Source organism: Marinomonas vaga (assembly GCF_055388305.1).
In genome coordinates this window covers 1402221-1427285 of sequence record NZ_AP043903.1, presented here as the reverse complement: position 1 = coordinate 1427285, position 25065 = coordinate 1402221, and the positions used below count along the sequence as shown (strand labels likewise).

The following is a 25065-nucleotide window of genomic DNA, read 5'->3' as shown; positions in this document are numbered from 1 at the left end:
CACAAGCGACGCAGCAACCCGTTGTGCCGTTTTAATTATAGAAATATTGAAGGAGCCAGACTGTGGCAAACTCCGCCGGTTCAAAAAAACGTGCGCGCCAGGCGATCAAGCGTCGCGCTCATAACGGTAGCCTGCGCTCTATGGTGCGCACATACTTGAAAAAAGTAGATGCAGCTATTGAAGCAGGAAACCAAGAAGAAGCTCAAGCAGCATACTCTGTTGCAGTGTCTAAACTAGACAAAGCAGCTGACAAAGGCCTATACCACAAAAACAAAGCAGCTCGTCATAAGAGCCGCTTGAATGCTAAAATCAAAGCATTGGCCTAATCCCATAAAAAAACCGGCGCTAGCCGGTTTTTTTATGCCTAGAATTTACTAGCCAAACAGTAAGAACAACCACACCACCGCAGCCAACCCAAGTGTTAGCATCACTGCCGCAGAGCCTAGATCCTTCGCCCTTCCTGATAACTCGTGTTTTTCATCACTAATACGATCAACAATGGCTTCGATACTAGAGTTAATGGTTTCCACCACCAACACCAACCCTACCACAAAGATCATTAAAGCCTTCTCAAGGGCCGTATCACCCAGCCAAAGCGCCAAAGGCAGCGCCACAACAAACAACCAGACCTCTTGACGGAATGCCGCCTCATGCTGCCACTCAGCCTTAATACCTTGCACCGAGTAGCGCATCGCATGCATCACACGAATCAAACCAATCTTTCCAGGTTTTGCCATGACGAGCCCATTTCCCCTTAAATAATCACCAAGTCGTCGCGATGAATCAGCTCAGGCTCACCTTCATATCCTAAAATCGCTCCACGCTCGGAGGAAGGCTTACCTAACAACTTCAAGGTTTCCGCGATGCTATAGTTCACTAGACCACGAGCCACAAGCCGCCCCTGCAAGTCGACACACAACACCATATCACCACGGGAGAAAGTGCCTTCTGCATCCTTCACGCCAACCGGCAACAAGCTAGTACCCGACTCACGTAAAGCATTGACCGCCCCATCATCTAAGATCAAGGCACCACGACTCTTAAGATGTCCTGCTAGCCACTGTTTACGAGCAGCCAAGCGACCGTGCTCAGGCTGTAACCAGGTACCAATTCGCTCACCCAATGACACTCGAACAATCACTTGCTCAACACGACCAGAAGCGATCACCGTATCGGCACCAGAGCGCGCTGCTAAGCGCGCCGCGCGCACCTTAGTCAACATACCACCGCTACCTAGAACACCAGCACCACCGCTGGCCATAGCATCCAAACTCTCATCGCTGGCAGAAGCATGCTCGATCAATGTTGCATCTTTATGATCACGTGGGTTTTTGTCGAATAAACCTTGCTGATCCGTCAGGATAATCAAAGCATCCGCTTCCACTAAATTGGCCACCAAAGCCCCTAACGTATCATTGTCACCAAAGCGAATCTCATCCGTCACCACCGTATCGTTTTCATTAACGATCGGCACAGCGCCAAGACTTAACAGAGTACGCAGGGACGAACGGGCATTGAGATAACGACGACGGTTAGATAAATCCTCATGGGTCAAAAGAATCTGAGCAGTCACCAAACCATGGTCTTCAAAGTGAGTTTCGTAGATGCCAACCAACTCCATTTGACCCACCGCAGCGGCCGCCTGAAGCTCGTTGACTTGTGTCGGTCGAGATGAAAAACCTAGGCGCTTCATACCAGCAGCAATGGAGCCAGAAGACACCAAAACCACCTCTTTACCTTGTGCACGCAGCTCTGCGATTTGAGCAACCCACTGCCCAATTCGCGCCACATCTAAACCCTGACCATCATTGGTCAACAAAGCACTGCCTATTTTCACAACCACGCGTTGCGCAGTTGCGATCTTCTCTCTCGTTTCCATCTACTGCTTATCTCACTAAGGGTTAACGAACGTACTCTACGTCCACATCGTAATCATCGTCATCGAAATCATCATCGTCGTCTTGAGCAGACTTACGACGGCTGGCGCGCAGTTCGCGAATACGCTCGCGCCCTTCTTCATCAATCAAATCACGGATTGCACGCTCTTCAGCAGCGGCGTCAGGGTCTTCCAATAGCAACTCACGCTTCTCATCTAACGCTGTCATGAGGTCTAGACAAAGCACCTCCGTGCCTTCGCCAGAGATTGCAGAGATGCGGTAAGTTTTGCCTTCCCAGCCCAAAGCATCAATCACGCTCTGACAACGAGCTTCACGCTCGTCTTCTGGCACCATGTCCAACTTATTCAACACCAGCCAACGGTCACGCTTCTCAGCCAAGGTTGGCGAGAATTCGCGCAATTCGTTCACAGCAATAACAGCCGCTTCGGCAGGAGTCGTTTCATCCCAAGGTGCCATATCAACGATGTGCAACAAAATACGGTTACGCACCAAGTGCTTGAGGAATCGAATCCCTAAGCCAGCACCTTCTGCCGCTCCTTCGATGATTCCCGGAATGTCAGCAATTACAAAACTTTGGTGTTTCTTAACCTTCACCACACCTAGGTTCGGCACCAAGGTCGTAAACGGGTAATCCGCCACTTTAGGCTTCGCAGAGGACACTGAACGAATAAACGTCGACTTACCCGCATTTGGCAAACCCAGCAGACCCACGTCCGCTAATACTTTCATTTCCAGTTTCAGGTTACGCTCTTCACCAACAGTGCCTTTTGTGGTTTGTCGAGGCGCACGGTTGGTACTGGATTTAAAGCGCGTATTTCCTAGACCTTTGTGACCGCCTTGAGCCACTTTTAAACGCTCACCCACAGCCACCAAGTCACCTAACGTTTCGCCGGTGTCTTCATCAATAACCGTGGTGCCTACTGGCACTTTAATCTCTAAATCTGGCGCTTTCGAGCCAGTCATGTCACGGCCCATACCGCCTTGGCCATTTTCCGCGATGTACTTTTTAGTAAAGCGGAAATCGATCAGGGTATTCAGGGACTCATCCGCCACTAGAAATACACTACCGCCATCACCACCATCACCGCCGTCAGGACCACCTTTGGCAACAAACTTCTCTCGCCAGAAGCTTAAAGCGCCATTACCACCTTTACCTGCGCGAACGTAAATCGTGGCTTCATCAACAAATTTCACAAAATCACCTCTTAGGTGCGTTATCAGGGTTCAATTTCCCTGATTATAGAATTTTTCCAAAAAAAAAGCCCCGCATTGCGGAGCTCTTTTTGATAATTCGCTTAGCGATTAGGCAGCTACGACAGAAACTGTACGACGCTTGAATTTACCTTTCACTTCGAATTTCACTTGACCTTCAGCAACTGCGAATAGAGTGTGGTCTTTACCAACACGTACGCCTTCACCTGCGTGGAATTCAGTACCACGCTGACGAACTAGAATGTTGCCTGGTACAACAACTTGGCCGCCAAAGCGTTTAACACCTAAGCGTTTCGACTGACTGTCGCGACCGTTTTTAGTACTACCACCAGCTTTTTTGTGAGCCATGATTTACTCCTAACTTTTGAATCTTTAAACGCTTAGTTGATACCAGTGATTTTCACTTCCGTGAACCACTGACGGTGACCTTGACGTTTCATAGAGTGCTTACGACGACGGAATTTCAAGATTTTCACCTTGTCACCACGGCCGTGGGCAACAACTTCAGCTGTTACTTTAGCGCCTTCAACAACAGGTGCGCCAACTTTTACGTCGTCGCCGTTGCTAACAAGAAGAACATCGTTGAACTCAACAGCGTTACCAGCTTCAACAGCTAGTTTTTCTACTTTAAGAGTTTGACCTTCTTGTACGCGGTATTGCTTACCGCCGGTTTTAATCACTGCAAACATGTTTATCTCCAAATAGATCTGCCCGGCTACTGGATTGTATTTGACCTACTTCTAGTGGCTAATAAATGTAAATCTTATCAAAGACTTACATCCGACCATATGATAGGGAGCAAAATATGGGCAAATCGGACGCCGAATTGTACAAAACGAAGCCAGTAAAAACAAGCGCATTCCGCTTTAGTAAGGGATTTTTACGGTTTTAACTTGACCCACTATGGGAGCTTACCTAGCATGTTCGCCAGCTGCTGTTCAGCTTACTGATTTTTTAGCTTCGGAAGTTCCATGCAACCTACTCGAATTCATGATGTGGTGGCCGACGAGTTTGGCCAAGTAAATGACTATATTCTCTCGCAACTTAAAAGCGAAATCCCTCTGATAGAGCAAATCGGCTATTACATCATCAGTAACGGCGGCAAGCGATTACGCCCTCTGATGGTTCTCTTGGCGGCCCGAGCGGCACAACCCAGCTCACAACTGACAGAGACAGCCTTAAGTAACGCTGTCAAAATGGCCTCTATTATAGAGTTCATCCACACTGCGACACTGCTGCACGATGATGTTGTGGATGAATCCGATATGCGTCGCGGCAAAAAAACCGCCAATGAAGAATGGGGCAATGCTCCAAGTGTATTAGTAGGCGACTTTCTCTACACTCGCGCCTTTCAAATCATGGTGAACGTAGGAAGTTTCCGCTGCATGGAAATTCTGTCTGGCACCACTAACATCATTTCCGAAGGGGAAGTGCAACAGCTTATTAACTGCGGCGACCCAGATACTACGGAAGCAAGCTACATCAAGGTCATTCAATACAAAACCGCTAAGCTATTCGAAGGCGCCGCTTTGTGTGGTGCCGTTGTAGCGGAAGCCGACAATACGGCCCAAGAAGCATTACGCCAATACGGTATGTATGTCGGCACAGCATTCCAGCTGATTGATGACGTCATGGACTATGTTTCTACAGCAGAAGAAATGGGTAAAAGCGTGGGCGATGACTTAGCGGAAGGAAAACCGACTCTGCCGCTCATTTACACCATGCAGCACGGCACAGATGACGCCAGAGCCCGTGTGCGCTCAGCGATTGAAACAGGCGGCCTTGAAAATCTAGACGCTATTCTCGAGGATGTAAGAGCGTGCGGAGCAATCGAGTACACTGAGGCGGAAGCACGCAAACAATCAGAGTTGGCCATCGAAGCCATCTCAGTGCTTGCAGACTCCCCTTACAAAACAGCTTTAATCGACTTGGCAAACGCTGCCATTAACCGTCGTAATTAATAATAAAATCGGCATTGCTCTCTTGAGCAATGCCGTCCTTCCCGTGATCCATAATTCCACGCACCAGTTTTGCTGTCTGTTCTGGGAATTGTTGCATAAAGCAATGCCCCCCCTTCACTTCAACCAAGTGCACATTAGGATTAATGCGATTAATCAGCTGATAAGATTCACGGAAGGTGTCATAGGTATCGGTGCCCCACAGAATATAGGTCGGCGTTGTCACCTTTTTTAACGTACTCCACAGTCGCCTAGGGGCAGAACCAAACACCGCGGCCTCAAGCCAAGTAGGACAATTCAATACCCTTTGTCCGTTATCGTCATCATGCGTGGAATACTCGACATAGTCTCGTAGACCTTGATCCTCCCACCCCTTAAAGGTGCCGCGCCCTTTAAGGGAGTTAAAAGCCTCTTCTGCGCTTGCCCATGAATCACGACGCCGCTCTGTTTGTCGAACTAATGGCAGCTTATGGCGCATGCCAGACATGCGCACACCTCGCAAAATCCAAATCATCCGAGGCGGGTATAGGGCTGGATCCAAGAGGATATTATAGCGGAACAATGAGGGATCCTTAGCACTCATCAGCAACGTCATACAGCCACCGAAGCTATGCCCCATACCAATTAAGGAGCCCAAGGGATGATGCTCTCTCAAGCGCGTCAGAGATTCATGGAAGCGTGCTGCTGAGCCATTCCAACCCACAAACTCAGGGCCAGCTGGCGACAAACCATGTCCCGCCGCATCTTGTAGCAACAGATTTTCGTCCTGAATCAGCTTTTCCAGCATCCCCTCGTAGGTCCGTACCGCAAAGCCATTACCATGGAGAAAATGCACCGTGTTTGGAATGTTTTCCTGTTGGTGTAAATGATATGAGAGTAAGCAATCGGAGGTTTCCGAGAGACCTTGATGAAATGAAAAACGGCTCAAAACCTTCCCCTCTAGATGCAACGCAATAATTTCTGACGACCCATTAGGTTGCACGAGATTTCAAAACAGCGGAAGGTTCAAATGTAAATTTTCAGTATTGTTTACCTAAATGAACAAAAAAACCGCACTTTTCGCGACTCATAATTGGTTTTTTTCCGCCCAAACATTCATATTGAGGTCTCGAACCGATATAATCCTCTGGATTTTTATACTGCTAACTGGACCACACGTTTCACTCCTTTAGAGCACTAAAGCGAGGGCGGTGGAAATAGGACTATAATGACTACAGCTTCATCGTTTGAAAAAGACGAACTTCTAAAGTGCGGATACGGAGAAATGTTCGGCGCAGGAAATGCTCAGCTTCCTGTGGGCAACATGCTTATGATTGACCGAATCACGAAAATTTCCACCGAAGGCGGAGAATTCGGAAAAGGTGAGATCATCGCTGAACTTGATATCACTCCAGACCTTTGGTTTTTCGAGTGTCACTTCCCTGGCGACCCGGTAATGCCTGGCTGTCTTGGCCTAGACGCAATGTGGCAACTTGTTGGCTTCTTCCTTGGTTGGAAAGGCAACAAAGGCCGCGGACGCGCTTTGGGTTCTGGCGAAGTGAAATTCACCGGTCAAATTCTTCCTACTGCTAAGAAAGTGACGTTCCGTATCGACCTAAAACGCGTCATCGAACGTAAGCTTGTAATGGGCATTGCAGACGGAAGTGTTTCTGTTGACGGCCGCGAGATTTACACAGCGAAAGACCTACGCGTAGGTCTATTCACTTCAACAGATAACTTCTAATAGATATAGAGTATAAGAGGCACATTAATATGCGTCGTGTAGTGGTAACTGGTTTAGGCATTGTTAGCTGTCTTGGCAATGACAAACAAACTGTTCTCGAATCTCTTCGCGAAGGCCGTTCTGGTATTCGTTTCGCTGAAGATTACAAAGAAAAAGGCTTCCGCAGCCATGTGTGTGGTCGTATCGATCTAGACGATAGTGTGATTGATCGTAAAGTTCGCCGTTTCATGGGTGACGCTGCGACTTACGCATACGTGTCTATGCAGCAAGCCATCGAAGATTCAGGCCTAAGCGAAGAGCAAGTCTCTAACATCCGCACTGGTTTGATCGCAGGCTCTGGTGGTGCATCCGCACAGAACCTAGTTGAAGCTGCAGACACGCTACGCGAAAAAGGCGTAAAGCGTGTTGGCCCTTACCGTGTTACTCAAACAATGGGGAGTACTGTTTCTGCTTGTCTTGCAACACCTTTCAAAATCAAAGGTGTTAACTACTCCATCACTTCTGCTTGTTCTACAAGTGCGCACTGTATCGGTAACGCGATGGAGCTAATCCAACTAGGCAAACAAGACGTCGTATTTGCTGGTGGCGGTGAAGAAGAAAGCTGGACTCAAACTTGTATGTTTGATGCGATGGGCGCTTTGTCTTCTAAGTACAACGAAACACCTGACCAAGCCTCTCGTGCTTATGATGCCAACCGTGATGGTTTCGTAATCGCTGGCGGCGGTGGCATTCTAGTACTTGAAGAACTAGAACACGCGAAAGCTCGCGGCGCTAAGATCTACGCAGAAGTTGTAGGCTACGGCGCAACCTCTGACGGCTACGACATGGTCGCTCCTTCTGGCGAAGGCGCTGTACGTTGTATGCAAATGGCTATGAGCACTATCGATGGCAAAATCGATTACATCAACACTCACGGCACGAGCACACCTGCAGGCGACATGAAAGAGCTTCAAGCTGTTCGTGAAACCTTTGGTGACGACATTCCTAAAGTCAGCTCAACTAAGTCTTTGTCTGGTCACTCTTTGGGTGCAGCCGGCGTACACGAAGCGATTTACAGCTTGCTAATGATGGAAAACAAATTCATCACGGCATCCGCGAACGTTTCAGAGCTAGACCCTGAAGCAGGCAACATTCCCGTTGTAACCACTCGTGAAGACAATGCTGACCTGAACCTAATCATGTCTAATAGCTTTGGCTTCGGCGGCACAAACGCCAGCCTAGTGTTCAAAAAGTACGACGCTTAATTGCCTAGGCATTAAGCTTCACGCTTACAAAAAAGCCGCACAGTTCAAACTGCGCGGCTTTTTTATTACTCTTGAAAGGCCAACCTTATGGATGCTGCCGCATGGCTTCACGCATCCAGATTTCCATTTCTTCATGGATCTGATTGGTGTCCTTTCCGTCCACTTCGATCAATGGCCCAATGGTAACGGTAATCTTACCCGGATAGCGTAACCAAGTACGTCCAGGCCACACATGGCCAGCATTATGCACCAAAGGCAAAATGGCAGTACCAGAGGACGATGCCAACATAGCAGCCCCTTTGTTAAACGCTCGCTCCTGCCCTGGCAAGGTACGAGTGCCTTCAGGAAAGATCAGAACGGAACGGCCAGCCTGAATACGCTCTTTACCTTGTTTAAGAATCTGCTTAAGGGCACCCGCACGTTTAGATCGATCGATGGCAATCGGCTGAACCATACGCAATCCCCAGCCGAAGAATGGAATCGATAACAACTCTTTCTTCAACACGGTAGAGATCGGCGTTTTAATGACTTGCAGCAAGTAGGTTTCCCACTCGCTTTGGTGGTTCGATGCCAACACCACAGGTCGATCAGAAGGGATATTGTCACGCCCAATCACTTCGACCTTCACCCCACAGATCACACGAAACAAAAACAGCAACGCATGGTTGTGTAGATTTAGCAGTGGCTGGCGCCATGTCATTGGCAGCAACCAAGCCACCAAAGGGGCAAAGATTCCTGTAAACCCCGTTAGTACACCATATACCACAGCAAACAGGGTGGACCCCACCAATGCTCGCAGCGTTTTTTTCGGTTTCATCCGGCTCTCCGTATCCTTTTTATTTAGACTCGCTTAGACCTTTTGCCTGCTGCTGCAGTAAAGGGTTGGCGTACATCGTCAAGACTGTCTCGCGCAGTTCTTCAGGACACGTTTCCATGTACTCTTCAAAAATACGGTCTCCAGCAGCTTCGCCTTTTAACATTTTAGACGCCGCAATATTGGTCGATTGAATGGCGTAATGGCCAATGATCTGACGATCTACCTCAGCCACCATGGCATCTGGTGTGTCGCAATTCTCCGTGATCACATCACCAAACGTAACAATGACCTTACCCTTACGCCCTACAATGCCTTTACGAATACTGTCGATGTCTTCGAATTCCGTTTTCTCATAGGCCCCAGTAGTGGATTTTTGATGCAACTCTCGAGCTTTCTCAAAGGCACAAGGATCATATTCATAGGAGATAGAAACAGGTACGATTTTTAGGTTTGCCATGGCCTCAGGGAAGCTGACCTTCTGCTTCTTCTGACTCATGAAAAACATCTTGATGATGGCTGGATCCGTCTGATCCATGCCATCTTTCGCACGCCCTTCTTTTTGAGCGATCCAGATGTTGCTGTGCTCTTTGGTAAGAGAGTGAGTGATGTAATCAGACAGCTGCCCAAATGCAGCCATCATCTCACGTACGCCATTAACAGAGCGCTTTACAATAAAGCTCTTATTTAAGCGCATCAGGTCAGACACAAAGGGACGACGCAATAGGTTGTCACCTATAGCAATGCGCACCGTGTCTAAACCGTTTAGGTACAATCCATAGTTTACAAAAGCCGGATCCATGGCAATGTCTCGGTGGTTTGATAAAAACAGGTAACCCTCGTTTTTCGCCAGTTTATCAATACCGCGATATTCTACGTCTGTCGTAGTGGTATTGATCATACGTTCCATGTAGCTGGCCACTTGCATTTGGAAGGAACGCACATCACTGATTTTGCCCACTTCCTTGCGCAAGACGCGCTTTACTAGCACTGCTAGCAAACCACGTGTCCATTTCGGCCATTTGGCAAATTTAAAGCCGACAATCGTATCGATAAAGTCCGGCGTATTAACCAAATTGTCCAACACCCCGGCGACCTCATCGTCGTTGTAAGGGCGTATGTCATGAAACTGATCCATTGAATTTTCCATTCAGATTTTCGTTATAATTTATAAGGTACAAATGTCGAAGCCAGCATCCGTTAACATGGTTTTGTTAGCGCTTGCAGTGACAACGGCGGTGTTTTCGTTCTCTTTGGTCAGGTACAGCTTGGCAACACGTTGCAAGTCTTCAATCGTTACTGCCAAGATGCCTGCACGGAAGGCCTCACGGTAGGCTTTCGTTCGACCATGAAGTTGTAGGAAGTAGTCTCCTTGCGCTTCACCGGCTGGCGAGCCTGGCTTATCCATGGAACCAATCACGCCCAATACCGCTTCTTCTAAGGCGTCCTCTGTGTGTTCGTTGCTAAGCAACCACTCAATGGACGCATCAAAGTCCGCTAGGGTTTCTAGCAAACGCGGATCACGGTACGAGTAAAAGCGAAAAGCGCCAGCGCTACCATCAAATGTCGCGCCACCACCGTAAGCGCCACCCTGCTCACGGATCGCACGATGTAGATAACCATTGCGCAAGAAGCCACCTAAAACGGTTAATGGCGCCACATCCGGGTGCTCACCCGCTACGGCCTTAAAGGCTTTCGCGCAGAAGCTCACTTGTGTGGCCGTCACCCAAGCTTGCTTCACTGTGTTGTCCACAGCCGGCAAGGCAAAGGCGGTCAATTGCTCATGGTTCTCAATACTCGCCCAAGCTGGACGAATCGCTTCCAGCAGCGTTTCTTTATGGTGGGGCTCTGCCACCAATAGAACACGCTTCGCACATTGCTGGAGTTTTTCGTGAATGGTTTTTAGGGTTTGACACAAAGCAGTTACAGCCGCTGGATCGGCTTTTAACGCATCATCCATCTCAATCAGGTTACGGATGCCTGTCATGCCTCCCCAAGCTTCTTGCTGGGCAGCGAGACCAGACATACCACTCGTAGCTGCACTCATGGCTAGAGCGTGGCCCTGACCTGTCACGGAACGTTCGCGACGGGCACGGCGCTGAGCAATCAACTCTTTAATACGCCCTACTTCATCAAAACGGACGGATTGAAAAGTATCCACCATCAGTTTTGTCATGGCCGCAGTATTCGGCACAAGGGCCTTAGAACTTAAGACGAAGTAACCGCTCACTCGCTGCTTATCTATGATCTCAGGGCGAATAGAAGAATGCGCTCCCAAACCACCACAAACCTGAGCTTGGCGTGACTGGATCGCCAGATAGTCGTCTTCACCAACACCTAGCTCCGTCATTAACGAGCTATAGAGAGGCAACACATTCGTTTCGTCTTCGGTGAGTTTTGGCAGATCGACAACTAATTGTTGATAGACCAAGCCGTTCGTCCCTTGCGGGTAGAAGGACACTGGCAGTGCAGCGTCTATGGCTTCATGCTCGTATTCAGGCAGGGCTGCTGGCACATCTTCCATGCCAACCTTTGGCAGAATGCTCATGTCATCCACTTGCTCTTGTCGAGCTTTCAAGGCTTGGCTGCGCTCAATGATGTACTGAGTTTGCTCTTCTGAAAGCCCAGCTTTGATGGCACTAAGGCGATCTTTTTCTGCTTGATTACGACGTGCCTCAAGGGCTTCGTCTGGACTCAAGGTCAAGGTGATTCGGTGAGCATTGTCGAGTAACAAGCGTTTCACCAAGGTTGGAATATAGTCTTTATCGGTAACCTTCTCGCGCATTTGCTCGATCACAGGATCCAGATCCAATTGCGCAATCACATCGCCAGAATGAACGGCGGTAGACAAGGCCCCTAGAATCAGCTGCAACCCGTAGGGATAGCTATCACCGCCAATCTCTCGCTGACTCAACTCCAATTGATGCAGCATGGCATCAACCATGTCTTGCTCAACACCATTTTCTACGATGTCTTCTAAGGTAGACAACACCAAGGCTTCTACGTTTGTGGTATCCTCACGCTTCACTCCTTCCAGGCCACACATGAAGCTCATTTCTTTGTTGCTGTCTTCAAGGCCACATAAAGGAGATGGGGAGGAGCCAAGCTCAGAGTTTTCTAATACACGACGTAAGGGTGACGCAGAGTTATCCAGAAGGACGCTCGATAACAAGGACGCTTCAAATTGCTGTGCTAAGTCGATACTTTCACCCAGCAACCAACCTACGACTACGTGGGAGGCATTTTCTTTCGCCTCTTCTGCAGCATAGCCTTCTTCCACTCGTAAAGGAGAGAAGTAACGCTTCGCGTTCGGTACACTGACTTGATCTTTGTCGTCTAGGCGCTCAAAGCGGCTTAAGACTTTTGCTTCAAACTCTTCTTGCAATTCATCCGCCGGAATATCACCAAAGGTCATAAAGACCGCGTTCGATGGATGGTAGTGTTTACGGTAAAACGCCATCAGTTCATCGTAAGACAGATCCGGAATATCGGTTGGCTCACCACCTGAGTTGAAATGGTAGGTATTGCTAGGAAACAGGTATTTGGTCACCGCTTGCCATAGAACCGATGTGGTAGAGCTCATGGCCCCCTTCATTTCATTAAACACCACACCTTTGTAGGTCAGTTCAGAATCAGGGTTAGTCGGTTCCGCGAATTCGAGTCGGTGCCCTTCTTGGGAAAAGTCTAATGGGTCCAGACGAGAAAAGAACACCGCATCTAGATACACATCCAGTAAGTTACGAAAATCCTTCTTATTTTTGCTGGCAAATGGGTAAGCCGTCCAATCAGATGAGGTAAAGGCGTTCATAAAAGTATTTAACGAACGACGAATCATCATGAAAAACGGATCACGCACTGGGAAGCGCTCAGAGCCACATAATACGGAGTGCTCAAGAATATGTGCCACGCCGGTTGAATCCGTCGGCACCGTTTTTAGGCCAACGAGAAAAACATTTTCATCGTTTTCAGAGGCAATGTGAAAATGCTTCGCACCAGTCACCTTATGCTCATACTCTTGCACCGTTACATTTAACGCTTCCACAAACTCGCTGCGAATAGCTGTAAACGCTGGGTGGTGTGCATTCTTCACTGTCATGTTTTACCCCTATTAAAATCTTTTTCTATTACTAGAATCATTGGGAAGTTTTTCGCAATCTCAAGCAATAAAAGCATGCAGATTATACCAAGAATGTGATTTTAACTGCACGAAATACCATCAAATACCTAGCGCTTTTGATGACGTTCCCAGTTTTCCAAACGGGCTTTTTCGCTTTTACGGAACAGGACGTAAACAGCCCCTAATCCCCCGTGGTGTCGCTGGGCACTGTGAAACGCCATCACGTCATCCAGATCCCGTAACCACTTATTGATATAACTCTTGATGGTCGCTTGATTATCCGGCGTACGATCGCCTTTTCCGTGAACAATAATGCCAACACGAATGTCATTTCGCATACAGTCTTCGATAAACTGAAACACATCTCGACGGGCTTGATCCACGGTACGGCGATGGAGATCTAAACGGGCATCCACGCCATATTTCCCCTGACGCAAACGCTTAAACACGCCGTCTTGCACCCCTGGACGCTTATATTCCAGCATGTCATTGGGATCGACACGTTCCACATAGTCTTTGGACAAATGATTCCGATCTTCAACCTTCGCAATCAGGGCTGCTTTTTGCCGCTCCGTAAAATCAATCTCACCTTGCTTTTTACCTAGGTAGATCTCAGTCTTTTTTAGAGGTTTAATACCTTGAACCTCTTGTGCGAACAAAGAGAAATCGCTGTCATCCTCTTGCATACTTCACCTCGATACCCACCTTCCCTAACCCTCTTTCAAGGACAAAAAAGGCTCCCAAAGGAACCTCAACAAACGAGAAGGAAGGAGTTAGAGCCCACGAACCCGCCGCAAGCCCTAATAGCTGTTATAAAAATACTCCTATTATAACAGCTTCACGTTCGAACAACGAACACACTTCAAGACCTATTCTTTGGCAGTTTGTCGTTTTACTGCCCCAGAGAATTGAAAGATCAAAAAGCCAATAATCGATAGCAAAATGGCGATTTCATATCGACTGTAGGCCACCGACACACCAATCGCACCAGTGTTCCAAATACCCGCCGCTGTAGCCGTCCCGGAAATAGAGTCACCACTTTTAAATATAGCCCCGCCACCGATAAAGCCCATCCCTGTGATCACGGCGTACATCACTCGAGCCTCCGCATCAGATCCTTCATATACGCTCATTCCAACTAACATAAAAGAGCAAGACGCTATCGTTACCAATGGAAAGGTTCGCAACCCAGCACCACGATCATGGTGCTCACGATTTAACGCAATCGGCAGAGACAATAGAAACGCCACACCCATCTGGGTTAAATGATGGAGAATCAGAGAGAAGTCCAAATCCAGCATATTGATATCCTTTCAACCAATGATTTTTGTGACATTTAAGCTTACGGAGTGAATTACATATACGATAGTTCCAGTATCAAAATTCACGCTATATGAACAGAATCACCACAATTAAGGCACTAAACAGGGGGATTTCAGAAAGGGAATATAGGAAAAGTACGACGACAAGAGTCTCCCCTTCCCGTCGCAAAGTGTGCATAAGTTAAAGCAGGCTGGCAGCGACCTCGTCTACCGTTTGATCCAGCACCAGCATATGACCCGCAAAGTGCGTAAACAAATAGGCGCCTCCACTATTAGGCAAGACCGCTTGCGGAGTTACTCCACAGGCCCAGAACACCGGCACATAGCCCTCTGGCACGCCACCAAACACACCAAAGTCAGGGTTCTCTAAAGTGTCAATGCCGATCAGCGCAGGATCGCCAATATGAACTGGCGCCCCATGGCCTGATGGGTAGCGGGCAGTAATGGTTGTCGCCAGCGCCACCTTGTCCGCCGCTACGGGACGCATACTCACAGCCATATTGCCCTGAATAGCGCCCACCGACTGACATGGAATATTGGAATAATACACAGCAGGAGCTTCCGCACTCACAGGAATACCTGCTCGGTTTAATGGGGCATCAAAGGTATGACTACAACCCAGCAAAAACGCAACAGAGTCGTCTTGCCAGTACTCGGTCAGATCCAGTGTTTCACCAACATACTCCCCCTCTTTCCACATGCGATAACGGGGTAACATGGTGCACACATTAATCTCAGACCCTTGAAAATGAATCACAGGGTCCCCTACTTCAGACACCGCCAATAGTGGGCAGCTTTTAGGGTTACGCACACAAAACAGCAGGAAGTCGTAGGCTTGATCCTTTGGTACAACAGCCAAATTCGCCTGCTGATAATCACCCAACATACCCGAAGTTGGCTGATCCCACTCGCCCTTTGCAATACTAAGGCGTAACTCTAGAGGCGTTTTAAAATCCTCTTTCTTCATCACTCATTCCTTCCAAAAAATAACACTCAGTAGCTAAATTAGCCCATCACCAACTCAGGCAACCAAGTCGCCACACCCGGCACCAAGATCAATACCCCGATCATGATGAACAAGCCAATGACAAACGGCGTCACGCCAATGATAGTGTCGTGCATAGGGCCAGAGCCGCGAACGTTTTGAACAACAAACAAATTTAATCCCACAGGCGGTGTAATCAGCGCGGACTCAATCAAAACAATCACCAAAATGCCGAACCAAATGGGATCAAAACCGAGCTGAATCATCACGGGAGCGATAATCGGCACCGTTGTGATCATCAGAGACAGAGTTTCCATAAAGCAGCCCAGCAATAGGAACAGACCAATCACTAACAACAGCATCATGTTGGGACTGATACCAAGACTGTAAATGGAACTTACCAGGGCGTCGGTGAGCCCTACAGCCGTCATGACAAAGTTTAAGAAATAGGCGGCCAACACAATCAACATAATCATCGCGGTGGACTTAACCGTATTTTCCACGGCTTCTAACAGCACTCGCCAAGTAAGCCTTTTACTCGCTGCGGCTAAGATCAGCATGGCAACCACACCCAACCCAGCAGATTCCGTGGGCGTAGCGATGCCCGCATATATCGAACCGACCACCACCAGAAACAGTAATAACGGCGGCAATAAATGCACTAAGGAACGCACACGATGGGACCAACTGGCAGGCTCTCGCTTACCTCCCCAGCTTGGTTTCAGGACACAAGCGACCACCAAGATAATCATGAAGATCAAGATCAAACAGATCCCTGGCAATAAACCAGCAAGATACAAACGTGGCACAGAGGTATCCGTTAGCACACCATAGATAATCATGTTGACGGATGGTGGAATCAGAATACCCAAGGTACCACCAGCCGCCAGTGACCCGATAAACAAACGCTCGTTGTATTTGTGCTTTCGCGCCTGAGGTATAGCCACCGTACCCACCGTAGCGGAGGTCGCGACACTTGAACCACTGGTAGCGGAAAACAGACCACATGCCACGATGTTGGCATGATTCAAGCCACCTGGTAGCCAATTCAGCCAAACCGTCAGGGCATCATACATGCGCTCTGCATACCCAGAGCGCAACAGCAATTCCCCTAATAGAATAAACAGAGGGATCGATACCAATAGGAACTCATGACTCGTTGACCAAGACACTTCCCCTAGTGCTCGGGTCACAGGTAGGAACGAATAGAATTTATCCAGCACCACACCGAGCAAACCAATACTGGCGGCCACCGGGATCGACAGCGCCAATAAAAACAACAACACCGATACAGCGGTTAAAATCATACATCCTCCCGATGTGTCGACTGGGATTTAGCAAACGAGGCTTCTTCTTGGGCTTCATCCAAACCAGACTTAGGCGCCAACAGCTGCTGCACACGGTCAACATCCCCTTTCACTAAGGCAAAAAGGCTATTCCACAACAGCGCAATCAGAGTGATAAGAAACAAACAAAAGCCCACAAACCAAAGCCCTTGGGGCAACCAAAGAGGCGTTTGCAATGGTGTATTACTCAAAGAGTTCATATCCCAAGAAGCAAACACAACCTCCCAGCTGTAGCGCACCAACAAGCCCACAAAGGACGCCAGAGCAACCAAAGAAATAATGTTAAAAACTGCCTGAATGGCACAAGGAAAATATTGATAAAGCACATCGATGCGGATATGGCTGCGATTCAATAACACTGAAGAGCTGCCCCAGCTTACTGCGATGGCCAAGGCATAACCGGAGAGCTCATCTGAGCCCCCCATAGTCAGGCCAAATAACTTACGCACAATCACATCGCCGGAAACCAACAAAGCTGCCAACAGCACGGTAATGCCGGCTACTCTGGCGGCCCAGCGGGCCAACCAGTTGCAGATTGCTAATGCTTGATCACCCATCATTATGGGGCAGCCTTAACATCAACCACTTGACCTACTGTGTCATTCCACGCCTCAACACATTCGGCTGTACAGCGCTCCGCCCACTTTGGCACCACTTCTGCCAATAGAGTTTCATGCAACAAAGCACGGTCTTCGTCATCCGCTTTCACCAGTGTCATAGCGCCTTTGTAGCCAATCTCACAGCTATCTAGCCCCTGGTTACATTCGTACCCCTGCTCTGTTTGGTACTTCACTTCGTTCCAAATTCGGGATTCGAGTGCTGCCACTTTATTTTCAATGTAAGCCTGTGTTTCTGGGGCGGTGTTGTTCCAAGTTTTATTGCTCACCACAAGAACAATTTGGTTCCATGCAATAGGTAGCTCCACGATGTGGTCAGACACCTCATACCACTTAGCCAAGTTGCCTGAAAGTGTGGCCGTAATCGCACAATCAACAACACCATTTTGCAGTGCAGGCACCACCTCACCAAATGCCATCGTTACGCCAGTGCCGCCTAGGGCATCAACGAATTCCGCTTGAGTACGAGACGATGTTCGAACCTTCTTACCTTTCAAGTCGGCCAGATCTTGGATATCCCCTTTACAGTACAGAACCTGAGCTGGGTTAGGCCAAAGGCCCAATAACTTAGCATCAAACTTATCGTCGTAGACCTTACTCAAATAAGGTTTAAAACCATCTGTCACGGCTCGAGCACTGTCATAATCCGTTGTTAAGCCTGCCAAATCGATGGCTTCGTTCACTGGATCATCGGAAGACATATAGGCCATGATGGTAGCGCCGTATTCAATGACACCTTGCTTCACCAAACGTAAAATCTCACCACCTTTGAGACCCATCTCATTAAATGGACGGATCTCCGCCGTCACCTGACCGTTAGAATCTTCTGCCAGTTCTTCACCGAAAAATGGCGCTTCAAAATCTCGGTAAGAAGCAGACGTCCCCACCGACCCGACCACTTTCAAATGTGTCGCAGGCAATTCATCCGCATACGCATTGATCGCCAACATACTCGTAACCACCATAGGCAACAGCTTTTTCATGAAAATCTCCGTTGATCTAGACAAATAATTGTTCATTATTTCTTTACAGCAAAAGACGCAATCATCTAATTAACTGTAAAAAAACCTCCTCACAGCGTATTTTCATCATTTACCATGAGATATATTCTGTCTATCGAAGATTTTTAGCCCTACCTGTTAAGAAAAAATAAACAGTTAATGCCCATTTTTTAAGCAGCTTTCTTCACCAACATTGGTCACCGCACAACCTTGAGGCACTTATGAACACAAAATTTGTTGAAACCTTCCTCCAGCTAGCTGAGGTTAAAAGTGTCCGGCAAGTGGCTCGGCAAATGCACACGACCCCTGGCACCGTTTCCATGAGAATCAAGAAGCTCGAGGAGCAAGTGGGCGTGACCCTATTTAACTGGAACCACAAGACTCTCGAGATCACTCCAAAAGGCGCTCAACTTATTAGCTATGCCCAAGCCATTATGGAAGCGACCGAGGCATTTAAAAATGCCAGCTCCACTAAGACCCATACGTCGAAACTAAGGCTGGGGGTAAACGAGTCGATTGTGCTGACAGTGTTGCCAAAAATTATGCGATTTTTAGAACGACTTATTCCGGGGATTCAAATCGATCTCAGCGTAGACCTGACCACGAATTTGAAGGAACGCCTCATATTGCGTGAACTAGATATCATCATGCATGTCAGCGGCGACCAAACTGCGACCCCCTTCTTTAGCAGCTACGACATTTTGGAATTCCCGCAGCATTGGATATCTAAGCCAAGATCTTTAGGGGTTGACCAGCCCCTTGACCAGTTACTGAGTAAGCAGTTTATTACTCAGATGCGAGGAACTGTTCCCTATGAATTAGCCCTCGATACCCTGCGGCAGCTTAGCGAAAAATATGGCCTGCCAGCTTCAGATATTCGCGTATCGGGCTCCCCTTCTCTGGCCGCCATGATCTCCCTCGTTAAAGGCGGCATTGGAATTGGCATCATGCCCGCCATACTGGTGAAAAAAGAACTCCTAGAAGGCGAGCTGATCGAACTGAATCATCCAACCATTCCTGCCACCAAAGTCAGTTTGAGCCATATGCGCAATGCCTCCCCAGCAATCTGCTCGACGGCAGACTTGATCAATAAGATTTGCGCCCACTACTGCCGAAAAGAAAGCCGTCATTACATTCGATTTGTTGGGGACAAGAGTGCGATTCAATACAAACCTTACTAGCCTTGAATCTTTCTCCACAACAAACATCCAGACACAAAAAAACCGCTTAATAGCGGCTTTTTTGAGCAAAACTCTTTAACATTTGTCTTTGGTTAGAACGGAATATCGTCATCAAAGTCGTCAAAGTTTGGCGCAGGCTGCTGAGGCTTAGCCGGCTGCTCTGGCGCTTTTTGTTGTGGCGGCTGTTGAGGTTGGTTACCCCAGCTACCAAATGATTGAGGTTGCGCAGCTGGTGCTGCTTGTTGAGGCTGGCCGTAACCACTTTGTGCTGGCTGCTGACCGTAACCACCTTGCTGAGGCTGTTGCGCTGGTTGCTGGGGCGCACCGTAACCGCCTTGTTGAGGCGCCGACTGCTGTGGCTGACCACCACCGTATCCACCACCCATGTTGTTGTCGTAACCACCTTGCTGACCGTCAGCACGGCCGTCCAACAGTTGCATCTCATTGGCTACGATTTCAGTGGTGTAACGCTTGATACCGTCTTTTTCCCACTCACGAGTGCGTAGAGAACCTTCTACATACACTTTAGAGCCTTTCTTAATGAAATCACCTGCGATTTGACCTAGGCGGTAGTTACCACGATCCATGAAAGCAACGCGGTGCCACTCTGTACGTTCTTGCATTTGACCTGTTTGACGGTCACGCCAGCTTTCTGTTGTTGCTAGGTTCACGTTTGCAACGGCTGCGCCAGATGGCATGAAACGCACTTCTGCATCACTGCCTGCGTTGCCAATCAAGATTACTTTATTTATTCCACGTGCCATGAGGTCACTCCAATGCTTTAACTGTCTAAAATCTTATAACTGAATTTGCGGTGCCACTTGCTGCAGTGCCGCTTTATCTAACTGCTGTTTATCTACCTTCAGATAAGCAGTCTGCTCATCTGCAAAAATCTGCATATCTTCCACTCCTTGGATCGCTTTTAACTGCTCCTTCAAGCGTTCTATATCCTGTTCACTGTGCGTCGCGATACTGAATGCCATACTAGCAATTTTTCTCGGCACAGGCTGTAGTAAGCTAACAATTGACCAAATAAGCCACATACCACCAATCACTGAAAACATGGTCTCTACAGAAGTGTTTTGTAGCAACCAACCGCCGCCAGCACCACCCACAAAGGCCCCCATAAACTGGTGGGTTGAGAAGACCCCCATGGCGGTGCCGCGATAGCCCACCGGTGCCAATTTACTTAAGGTTGATGGCAAAGTGGCTTCAAGGGTATTAAAAGCAACAAAGAACAAGCATACCGCAATTGCAAACAACCATAAATGTGTTGTCCATTCCATTAACAGGGTTGTCAGCCCCATTAAGAAAATCACCAAGGTAAGCACCTGTTTCATCTTTCCTTTACCTTCCGCGGCAATGACCAAAGGCAACATCGCAATGAATGCCGCCGCCATGACGACCAAATAAAGAATACTGTGCTGCCCTAAGGCTAACCCATAGCGCTCAACCAACATGGAGGGGATAGCCACAAACAAAGCCGTTAAACTTCCATGCAATAACAACACGCTCACGTTTAGGAAACGCAAGCGACCATCTTTTATGACACGCCCCAAAGCCTGATAACTGGGGGTCGTATCACGACGGAAGGAATGCTGCGTGACATTTGGCACCGCCCAAATCACCAATGCCATACCAACAAAGGAGAAAGCAAAGGACAAATAGAATAACCCAGACAACCCAACCCATTGGAACAAAATAGGACCTAGAATCAGCGACAACATAAAAGATGCACCAATGCTGATCCCTACCGTTGCCATGGCTTTGGTTCGGTTTTGCTCTTTCGTCACATCGCTAAGCAGAGCCATCAAGGTACTAGCAATCGCCCCTGCCCCTTGAATCGCCCGACCAATAATCAAGCTAGCAATACTGTCTGCGTTGGCACAAATGACGCTTCCCAAAGCAAAAAGAATCAAGCCAAACAGAATGACTTTTTTACGACCAATCTTATCCGACATCATCCCCATGGGGATCTGTAACGACGCTTGTGTAAAGCCGTAAATACCAATAGCCGTCCCGATAAGCGCCGCATCGGCACCATCAAGGCCATCAGCGGCAACACTGATGACAGGCATTATCAGAAACAAGCCCAACATACGGAACAAATAAACCAATGCGAGAGCTAATACTGAACGACGTTCGATGACATCCATAGAAGTTACTACTTGCGTATTAGGAGATGATTGTTGAAAGATCCGGGATTTTACTAAAAATACCGTTGAAGCTCTATTTCAAGTACTGTAAAAATAGACAGTTATTCTATTTTGAATGATTTTTTCCTTGGTTGCATTATTTTTGGAGACGCATGGATACCATAACGATTCGCGGTGCGCGGACACACAATCTAAAAAACATCGATTTAGATATTCCTCGCGACAAGCTCGTAGTGATTACAGGGCTATCGGGATCAGGTAAATCGTCACTGGCTTTTGACACTCTTTACGCGGAAGGACAACGTCGTTACGTTGAGTCCCTTTCTACGTATGCACGCCAGTTTTTATCCATGATGGAAAAGCCCGACATCGACCATATCGAAGGCTTATCCCCAGCGATCTCCATCGAGCAAAAGTCTACCTCCCATAACCCGCGCTCTACCGTGGGAACCATCACCGAAATTTACGATTATCTACGTCTGCTGTTTGCTCGTGCAGGTCAACCACGCTGTCCAGATCATGGAGAGCCACTAGAAGCTCAAACCATTAGTCAGATGGTTGATAAAGTTTTAGCGCTGCCCGAAGAAAGCAAAATGATGCTGCTCGCCCCCATTGTCAAAGATCGTAAAGGTGAGCACTTACACACCATCAGCGAGCTACTTTCCAAGGGGTTCGTCCGTGCACGAATAGACGGCATTGTCGTTGATCTAGACGATGCCCCCGCCCTAGAAAAAAACAAAAAGCACACCATCGAAGTGGTCATTGATCGTTTCAAAGTACGTTCAGACCTACAGTTACGCCTCGCAGAATCCTTTGAAACCTGCTTGGCCCTATCTGATGGCATTGCCAAAGTCATCAACATGGATGACGAGAAAGACGAACTGGTATTCTCAAGCAAATTTGCCTGCCCTGTGTGTGGCTACGCTATCACCGAGCTTGAACCCCGCCTATTCTCCTTCAACAACCCAAATGGCGCATGTCAGACTTGTGACGGCTTAGGCACCCACCAAGTCTTTGATGCGGATCGAGTGATTCAAGATGAAAACCTGACCCTAGGAGAAGGCGCTATCCGTGGCTGGGGCCGTCGCAGTATATTCTACTTCCAGCAGCTCAATGCCTTAGCGAACTTTTATGGCTTTGATATCAATGCCAAGTTCAAAGACATACCTAGTCACTACCAAGATAAAATCCTTAATGGTTCAGGCAAAGACAAGATCGACTTTGTCTACATCAATGAGCGTGGCGATAAAATGACACGCTCCCATGCCTTTGAAGGGGTTTTACCTAACCTAAATCGTCGTTATCTAGAAACCGAGTCAGACAGCGTTCGTGAAGACTTGTCACAGTACATTAGTGTGAAGCCATGCCCAAGTTGTCACGGTACCCGATTAAATCGTGCAGCACGTAACGTCTTTATTGCCTCTGAAACCTTACCGGACATTGTTAAAAAGCCCATTGCAGAATGCCTAGAATACTTCGAGACATTACAGTTAACGGGCGCGAAGGGCGAAATCGCCTCAAAGATCCTAAAAGAAATCCGAGACCGACTCACTTTCTTAGTGAACGTAGGCCTGGACTATTTAACACTCGACCGAAAAGCGGATTCATTATCCGGTGGTGAAGCTCAGCGTATCCGTCTTGCGAGCCAGATTGGCGCTGGGCTAGTAGGTGTCATGTACATCCTTGACGAACCCTCCATTGGCTTGCACCAACGGGACAACGAACGGTTAATCGCCACACTCACTCGATTACGAGACCTAGGTAACACAGTCATTGTCGTTGAGCATGATGAAGATGCAATACGCATAGCAGACCACGTTGTGGATATCGGCCCTGGCGCAGGTGTTCACGGAGGACAAGTGATTGCGTCCGGTACGCCAGATGACATCATGGCATGTAAGAACTCAGTTACCGGGCAGTATTTGACCGGTGAACGCTCAATCAAGATTCCAGAGATAAGGCAGAAAGCCACAGGAGGCCAGCAACTTACCTTGCACGGGGCCAATGGCAATAACTTAAACGATGTGACCCTGAATATCCCTGTCGGTGTCATGACATGTGTCACAGGGGTTTCCGGCTCTGGTAAGTCGACACTCATCAACGGTACCCTGTTTCCACTTGCCGCAACCGCTCTAAATGGTGCCACCACACTCAAACCAGCAGGCTATGAGAAAGTAGAAGGACTGGATCATTTTGATAAGTGCGTGGATATTGACCAAAGTCCTATCGGTCGAACGCCACGTTCTAACCCAGCCACTTACACTGGCATTTTCACTCCTATGCGGGAACTATTTGCTGCGACACAGGAAGCACGGTCACGTGGCTATAAACCAGGACGATTCTCTTTTAACGTAAAAGGCGGTCGCTGTGAGGCCTGTCAAGGTGATGGGGTGATCAAGGTAGAGATGCATTTCTTACCTGACGTGTATGTCCCTTGTGATGTCTGTAAAGGTCAGCGGTACAATCGTGAAACATTAGAAATCACCTACAAGGGTAAAAATATTCACGAATGTCTGGAAATGACCATCGAGGAAGCTCGAGAGTTCTTCGACCCAGTCCCGTCAATCGCTCGCAAACTCCAAACCCTCATTGACGTTGGCCTTGGCTATATTCGTTTGGGGCAAGCAGCCACCACACTCTCCGGCGGCGAAGCCCAACGGGTAAAACTGGCTAAAGAGCTATCCAAACGAGATACCGGCAAAACACTGTACATCTTAGATGAGCCAACAACAGGCCTTCATTTCGCAGACATCGAACTGCTGTTGTCGGTACTGCACCGTTTGCGTGATCACGGCAATACGATTGTTGTCATCGAGCATAATCTTGATGTGATCAAGACTGCGGATTGGATTGTAGACCTTGGTCCTGAGGGAGGCAGCGGAGGCGGCTATATTATTGCTGAAGGCACACCGGAAGAGGTTGCTAAATCTGAGGTTTCCCACACTGGTCGATTCTTAAAAACCATGCTGTAACCATGACAGTGCATAAAAAAGGGACTGCTTAGCAGTCCCTTTTTTTTATCTCAGCTTTGAATATCTTGATAGATACCGCCAAAACGAAAAAAGCCGGGCAAAGCCCGGCCTTTTTAAGCAAATGCTAATTACTCAGCGTCTGCAGCTTCCGCAACTGGACGATCAACCAGTTCTACGTAAGCCATAGGTGCATTGTCACCTGCACGGAAGCCACATTTAAGAATGCGAACATAACCGCCAGGACGACCTTGGTAACGAGGACCAAGCTCAGAGAACAATTTACCTACTGCATCTTTGCTGCGAGTGCGAGCAAAGGCTAGGCGACGATTCGCAACGGAATCTTCTTTCGCCAATGTGATCAAAGGCTCAGCAACGCGACGAAGTTCTTTGGCTTTCGGCAACGTAGTTTTAATAACTTCGTGCTCGAATAAAGAAGCAGCCATGTTTTTGAACATCGCTTTACGATGTGAGCTAGTACGGTTTAAGTGACGTCCACTCTTACGATGACGCATTATACAT

At 48.1% G+C, this 25065-nt stretch carries 24 protein-coding genes; 6 read left to right on the top strand and 18 right to left on the bottom strand.

Annotated elements, in window-relative coordinates:
* Nucleotides 1-62 precede the first annotated feature (62 nt).
* On the top strand, nucleotides 63-326 hold the full coding sequence (gene rpsT / locus ACZ5DR_RS06670; RefSeq protein WP_055462845.1) for a 30S ribosomal protein S20: 264 nt from the start codon (nucleotides 63-65) through the stop codon (nucleotides 324-326).
* A 48-nt stretch (nucleotides 327-374) separates the two neighbouring features.
* On the opposite strand, the gene ACZ5DR_RS06665 is transcribed toward rpsT, so the two are convergent.
* The 5 genes from ACZ5DR_RS06665 to rplU all read right to left on the bottom strand — a co-directional run bounded on the left by ACZ5DR_RS06665 (nucleotide 375) and on the right by rplU (nucleotide 3799).
* Nucleotides 375-737: a diacylglycerol kinase gene (locus ACZ5DR_RS06665; protein WP_377365721.1), complete on the bottom strand. Its 363-nt coding sequence runs from the start codon at nucleotides 735-737 to the stop codon at nucleotides 375-377.
* Between the two features lie 17 nt (nucleotides 738-754).
* Nucleotides 755-1879 (bottom strand): glutamate 5-kinase, encoded by a 1125-nt coding sequence (proB, locus tag ACZ5DR_RS06660; protein ID WP_377365722.1) that lies wholly within the window; start codon nucleotides 1877-1879, stop codon nucleotides 755-757.
* Nucleotides 1880-1901: 22 nt separating this feature from the next.
* The gene (gene cgtA / locus ACZ5DR_RS06655) at nucleotides 1902-3092 is read right to left on the bottom strand and encodes an Obg family GTPase CgtA (RefSeq protein WP_377365724.1); all 1191 of its coding nucleotides are present in this window, start codon (nucleotides 3090-3092) and stop codon (nucleotides 1902-1904) included.
* Between the two features lie 108 nt (nucleotides 3093-3200).
* Entirely contained in the window at nucleotides 3201-3458 is a 258-nt protein-coding gene (rpmA, locus tag ACZ5DR_RS06650) for a 50S ribosomal protein L27 (protein ID WP_377365726.1), read from the bottom strand.
* A 32-nt stretch (nucleotides 3459-3490) separates the two neighbouring features.
* The gene (gene rplU, locus ACZ5DR_RS06645; protein ID WP_377365728.1) at nucleotides 3491-3799 is read right to left on the bottom strand and encodes a 50S ribosomal protein L21; all 309 of its coding nucleotides are present in this window, start codon (nucleotides 3797-3799) and stop codon (nucleotides 3491-3493) included.
* A 282-nt stretch (nucleotides 3800-4081) separates the two neighbouring features.
* Here rplU and ACZ5DR_RS06640 point away from each other — a divergent pair, with 282 nt between their 5' ends.
* Nucleotides 4082-5071 carry a polyprenyl synthetase family protein gene (locus tag ACZ5DR_RS06640; protein ID WP_377365729.1) on the top strand — a complete coding sequence of 330 codons (990 nt, stop codon included), beginning with the start codon at nucleotides 4082-4084 and terminating at the stop codon, nucleotides 5069-5071.
* On the opposite strand, the gene ACZ5DR_RS06635 is transcribed toward ACZ5DR_RS06640, so the two are convergent.
* The gene (locus ACZ5DR_RS06635; RefSeq protein WP_377365731.1) at nucleotides 5055-5996 is read right to left on the bottom strand and encodes an alpha/beta fold hydrolase; all 942 of its coding nucleotides are present in this window, start codon (nucleotides 5994-5996) and stop codon (nucleotides 5055-5057) included. The two genes, ACZ5DR_RS06640 and ACZ5DR_RS06635, sit on opposite strands and share 17 nt — an antisense overlap.
* 279 nt (nucleotides 5997-6275) lie before the next feature.
* Here ACZ5DR_RS06635 and fabA point away from each other — a divergent pair, with 279 nt between their 5' ends.
* Both fabA and fabB read left to right on the top strand, forming a co-directional pair.
* Nucleotides 6276-6791 (top strand): 3-hydroxyacyl-[acyl-carrier-protein] dehydratase FabA, encoded by a 516-nt coding sequence (gene fabA / locus ACZ5DR_RS06630; RefSeq protein ID WP_377365733.1) that lies wholly within the window; start codon nucleotides 6276-6278, stop codon nucleotides 6789-6791.
* 29 nt (nucleotides 6792-6820) lie between these two features.
* Complete coding sequence (gene fabB / locus ACZ5DR_RS06625) at nucleotides 6821-8035, top strand: beta-ketoacyl-ACP synthase I (RefSeq protein WP_377365735.1); 1215 nt, start codon at nucleotides 6821-6823, stop codon at nucleotides 8033-8035.
* Nucleotides 8036-8120: 85 nt separating this feature from the next.
* Here fabB and ACZ5DR_RS06620 read toward each other — a convergent pair whose 3' ends face one another.
* The 9 genes from ACZ5DR_RS06620 to ACZ5DR_RS06580 all read right to left on the bottom strand — a co-directional run bounded on the left by ACZ5DR_RS06620 (nucleotide 8121) and on the right by ACZ5DR_RS06580 (nucleotide 18219).
* Nucleotides 8121-8852, bottom strand: a complete 732-nt coding sequence (locus tag ACZ5DR_RS06620) for a lysophospholipid acyltransferase family protein (protein WP_377365737.1) — start codon at nucleotides 8850-8852, stop codon at nucleotides 8121-8123.
* Nucleotides 8853-8871: 19 nt separating this feature from the next.
* Nucleotides 8872-9987 carry a 1-acyl-sn-glycerol-3-phosphate acyltransferase gene (locus tag ACZ5DR_RS06615; RefSeq protein ID WP_377365739.1) on the bottom strand — a complete coding sequence of 372 codons (1116 nt, stop codon included), beginning with the start codon at nucleotides 9985-9987 and terminating at the stop codon, nucleotides 8872-8874.
* A gap of 30 nt (nucleotides 9988-10017) precedes the next feature.
* Complete coding sequence (locus tag ACZ5DR_RS06610; RefSeq protein WP_377365741.1) at nucleotides 10018-12945, bottom strand: insulinase family protein; 2928 nt, start codon at nucleotides 12943-12945, stop codon at nucleotides 10018-10020.
* 128 nt (nucleotides 12946-13073) lie between these two features.
* Entirely contained in the window at nucleotides 13074-13652 is a 579-nt protein-coding gene (smrA, locus tag ACZ5DR_RS06605; protein ID WP_377365743.1) for a DNA endonuclease SmrA, read from the bottom strand.
* Nucleotides 13653-13835: 183 nt separating this feature from the next.
* A complete protein-coding gene (locus ACZ5DR_RS06600) occupies nucleotides 13836-14267 on the bottom strand; it encodes an MgtC/SapB family protein (RefSeq protein ID WP_377365745.1) in 432 nt (143 codons plus the stop codon).
* A 202-nt stretch (nucleotides 14268-14469) separates the two neighbouring features.
* Nucleotides 14470-15255, bottom strand: coding sequence for a D-glutamate cyclase family protein (locus ACZ5DR_RS06595; RefSeq protein WP_377365747.1), 786 nt, complete (start codon nucleotides 15253-15255; stop codon nucleotides 14470-14472).
* Nucleotides 15256-15293: 38 nt separating this feature from the next.
* The gene (locus ACZ5DR_RS06590; protein WP_377365749.1) at nucleotides 15294-16580 is read right to left on the bottom strand and encodes a TRAP transporter large permease; all 1287 of its coding nucleotides are present in this window, start codon (nucleotides 16578-16580) and stop codon (nucleotides 15294-15296) included.
* Nucleotides 16577-17179: a TRAP transporter small permease subunit gene (locus ACZ5DR_RS06585; RefSeq protein ID WP_377365751.1), complete on the bottom strand. Its 603-nt coding sequence runs from the start codon at nucleotides 17177-17179 to the stop codon at nucleotides 16577-16579. Before ACZ5DR_RS06585 ends, ACZ5DR_RS06590 begins: the two co-directional genes overlap by 4 nt.
* Nucleotides 17179-18219 carry a TRAP transporter substrate-binding protein gene (locus ACZ5DR_RS06580; protein ID WP_377365753.1) on the bottom strand — a complete coding sequence of 347 codons (1041 nt, stop codon included), beginning with the start codon at nucleotides 18217-18219 and terminating at the stop codon, nucleotides 17179-17181. The genes ACZ5DR_RS06585 and ACZ5DR_RS06580 overlap by 1 nt, the downstream gene beginning before the upstream one ends.
* Before the next feature lie 239 nt (nucleotides 18220-18458).
* Between ACZ5DR_RS06580 and ACZ5DR_RS06575 the strand changes: the two genes are divergently transcribed.
* A complete protein-coding gene (locus tag ACZ5DR_RS06575; RefSeq protein WP_377365755.1) occupies nucleotides 18459-19418 on the top strand; it encodes a LysR family transcriptional regulator in 960 nt (319 codons plus the stop codon).
* Between the two features lie 92 nt (nucleotides 19419-19510).
* Here ACZ5DR_RS06575 and ssb read toward each other — a convergent pair whose 3' ends face one another.
* Both ssb and ACZ5DR_RS06565 read right to left on the bottom strand, forming a co-directional pair.
* Nucleotides 19511-20182 (bottom strand): single-stranded DNA-binding protein, encoded by a 672-nt coding sequence (ssb, locus tag ACZ5DR_RS06570; protein WP_377365757.1) that lies wholly within the window; start codon nucleotides 20180-20182, stop codon nucleotides 19511-19513.
* A gap of 33 nt (nucleotides 20183-20215) precedes the next feature.
* The gene (locus tag ACZ5DR_RS06565) at nucleotides 20216-21574 is read right to left on the bottom strand and encodes an MFS transporter (RefSeq protein WP_377365759.1); all 1359 of its coding nucleotides are present in this window, start codon (nucleotides 21572-21574) and stop codon (nucleotides 20216-20218) included.
* Nucleotides 21575-21726: 152 nt separating this feature from the next.
* On the opposite strand from ACZ5DR_RS06565, the gene uvrA reads away from it, so the two are divergent.
* Complete coding sequence (gene uvrA / locus ACZ5DR_RS06560) at nucleotides 21727-24546, top strand: excinuclease ABC subunit UvrA (RefSeq protein WP_377365761.1); 2820 nt, start codon at nucleotides 21727-21729, stop codon at nucleotides 24544-24546.
* A 128-nt stretch (nucleotides 24547-24674) separates the two neighbouring features.
* On the opposite strand, the gene rplQ is transcribed toward uvrA, so the two are convergent.
* Complete coding sequence (gene rplQ, locus ACZ5DR_RS06555) at nucleotides 24675-25058, bottom strand: 50S ribosomal protein L17 (protein ID WP_055462827.1); 384 nt, start codon at nucleotides 25056-25058, stop codon at nucleotides 24675-24677.
* Nucleotides 25059-25065 lie beyond the last annotated feature (7 nt).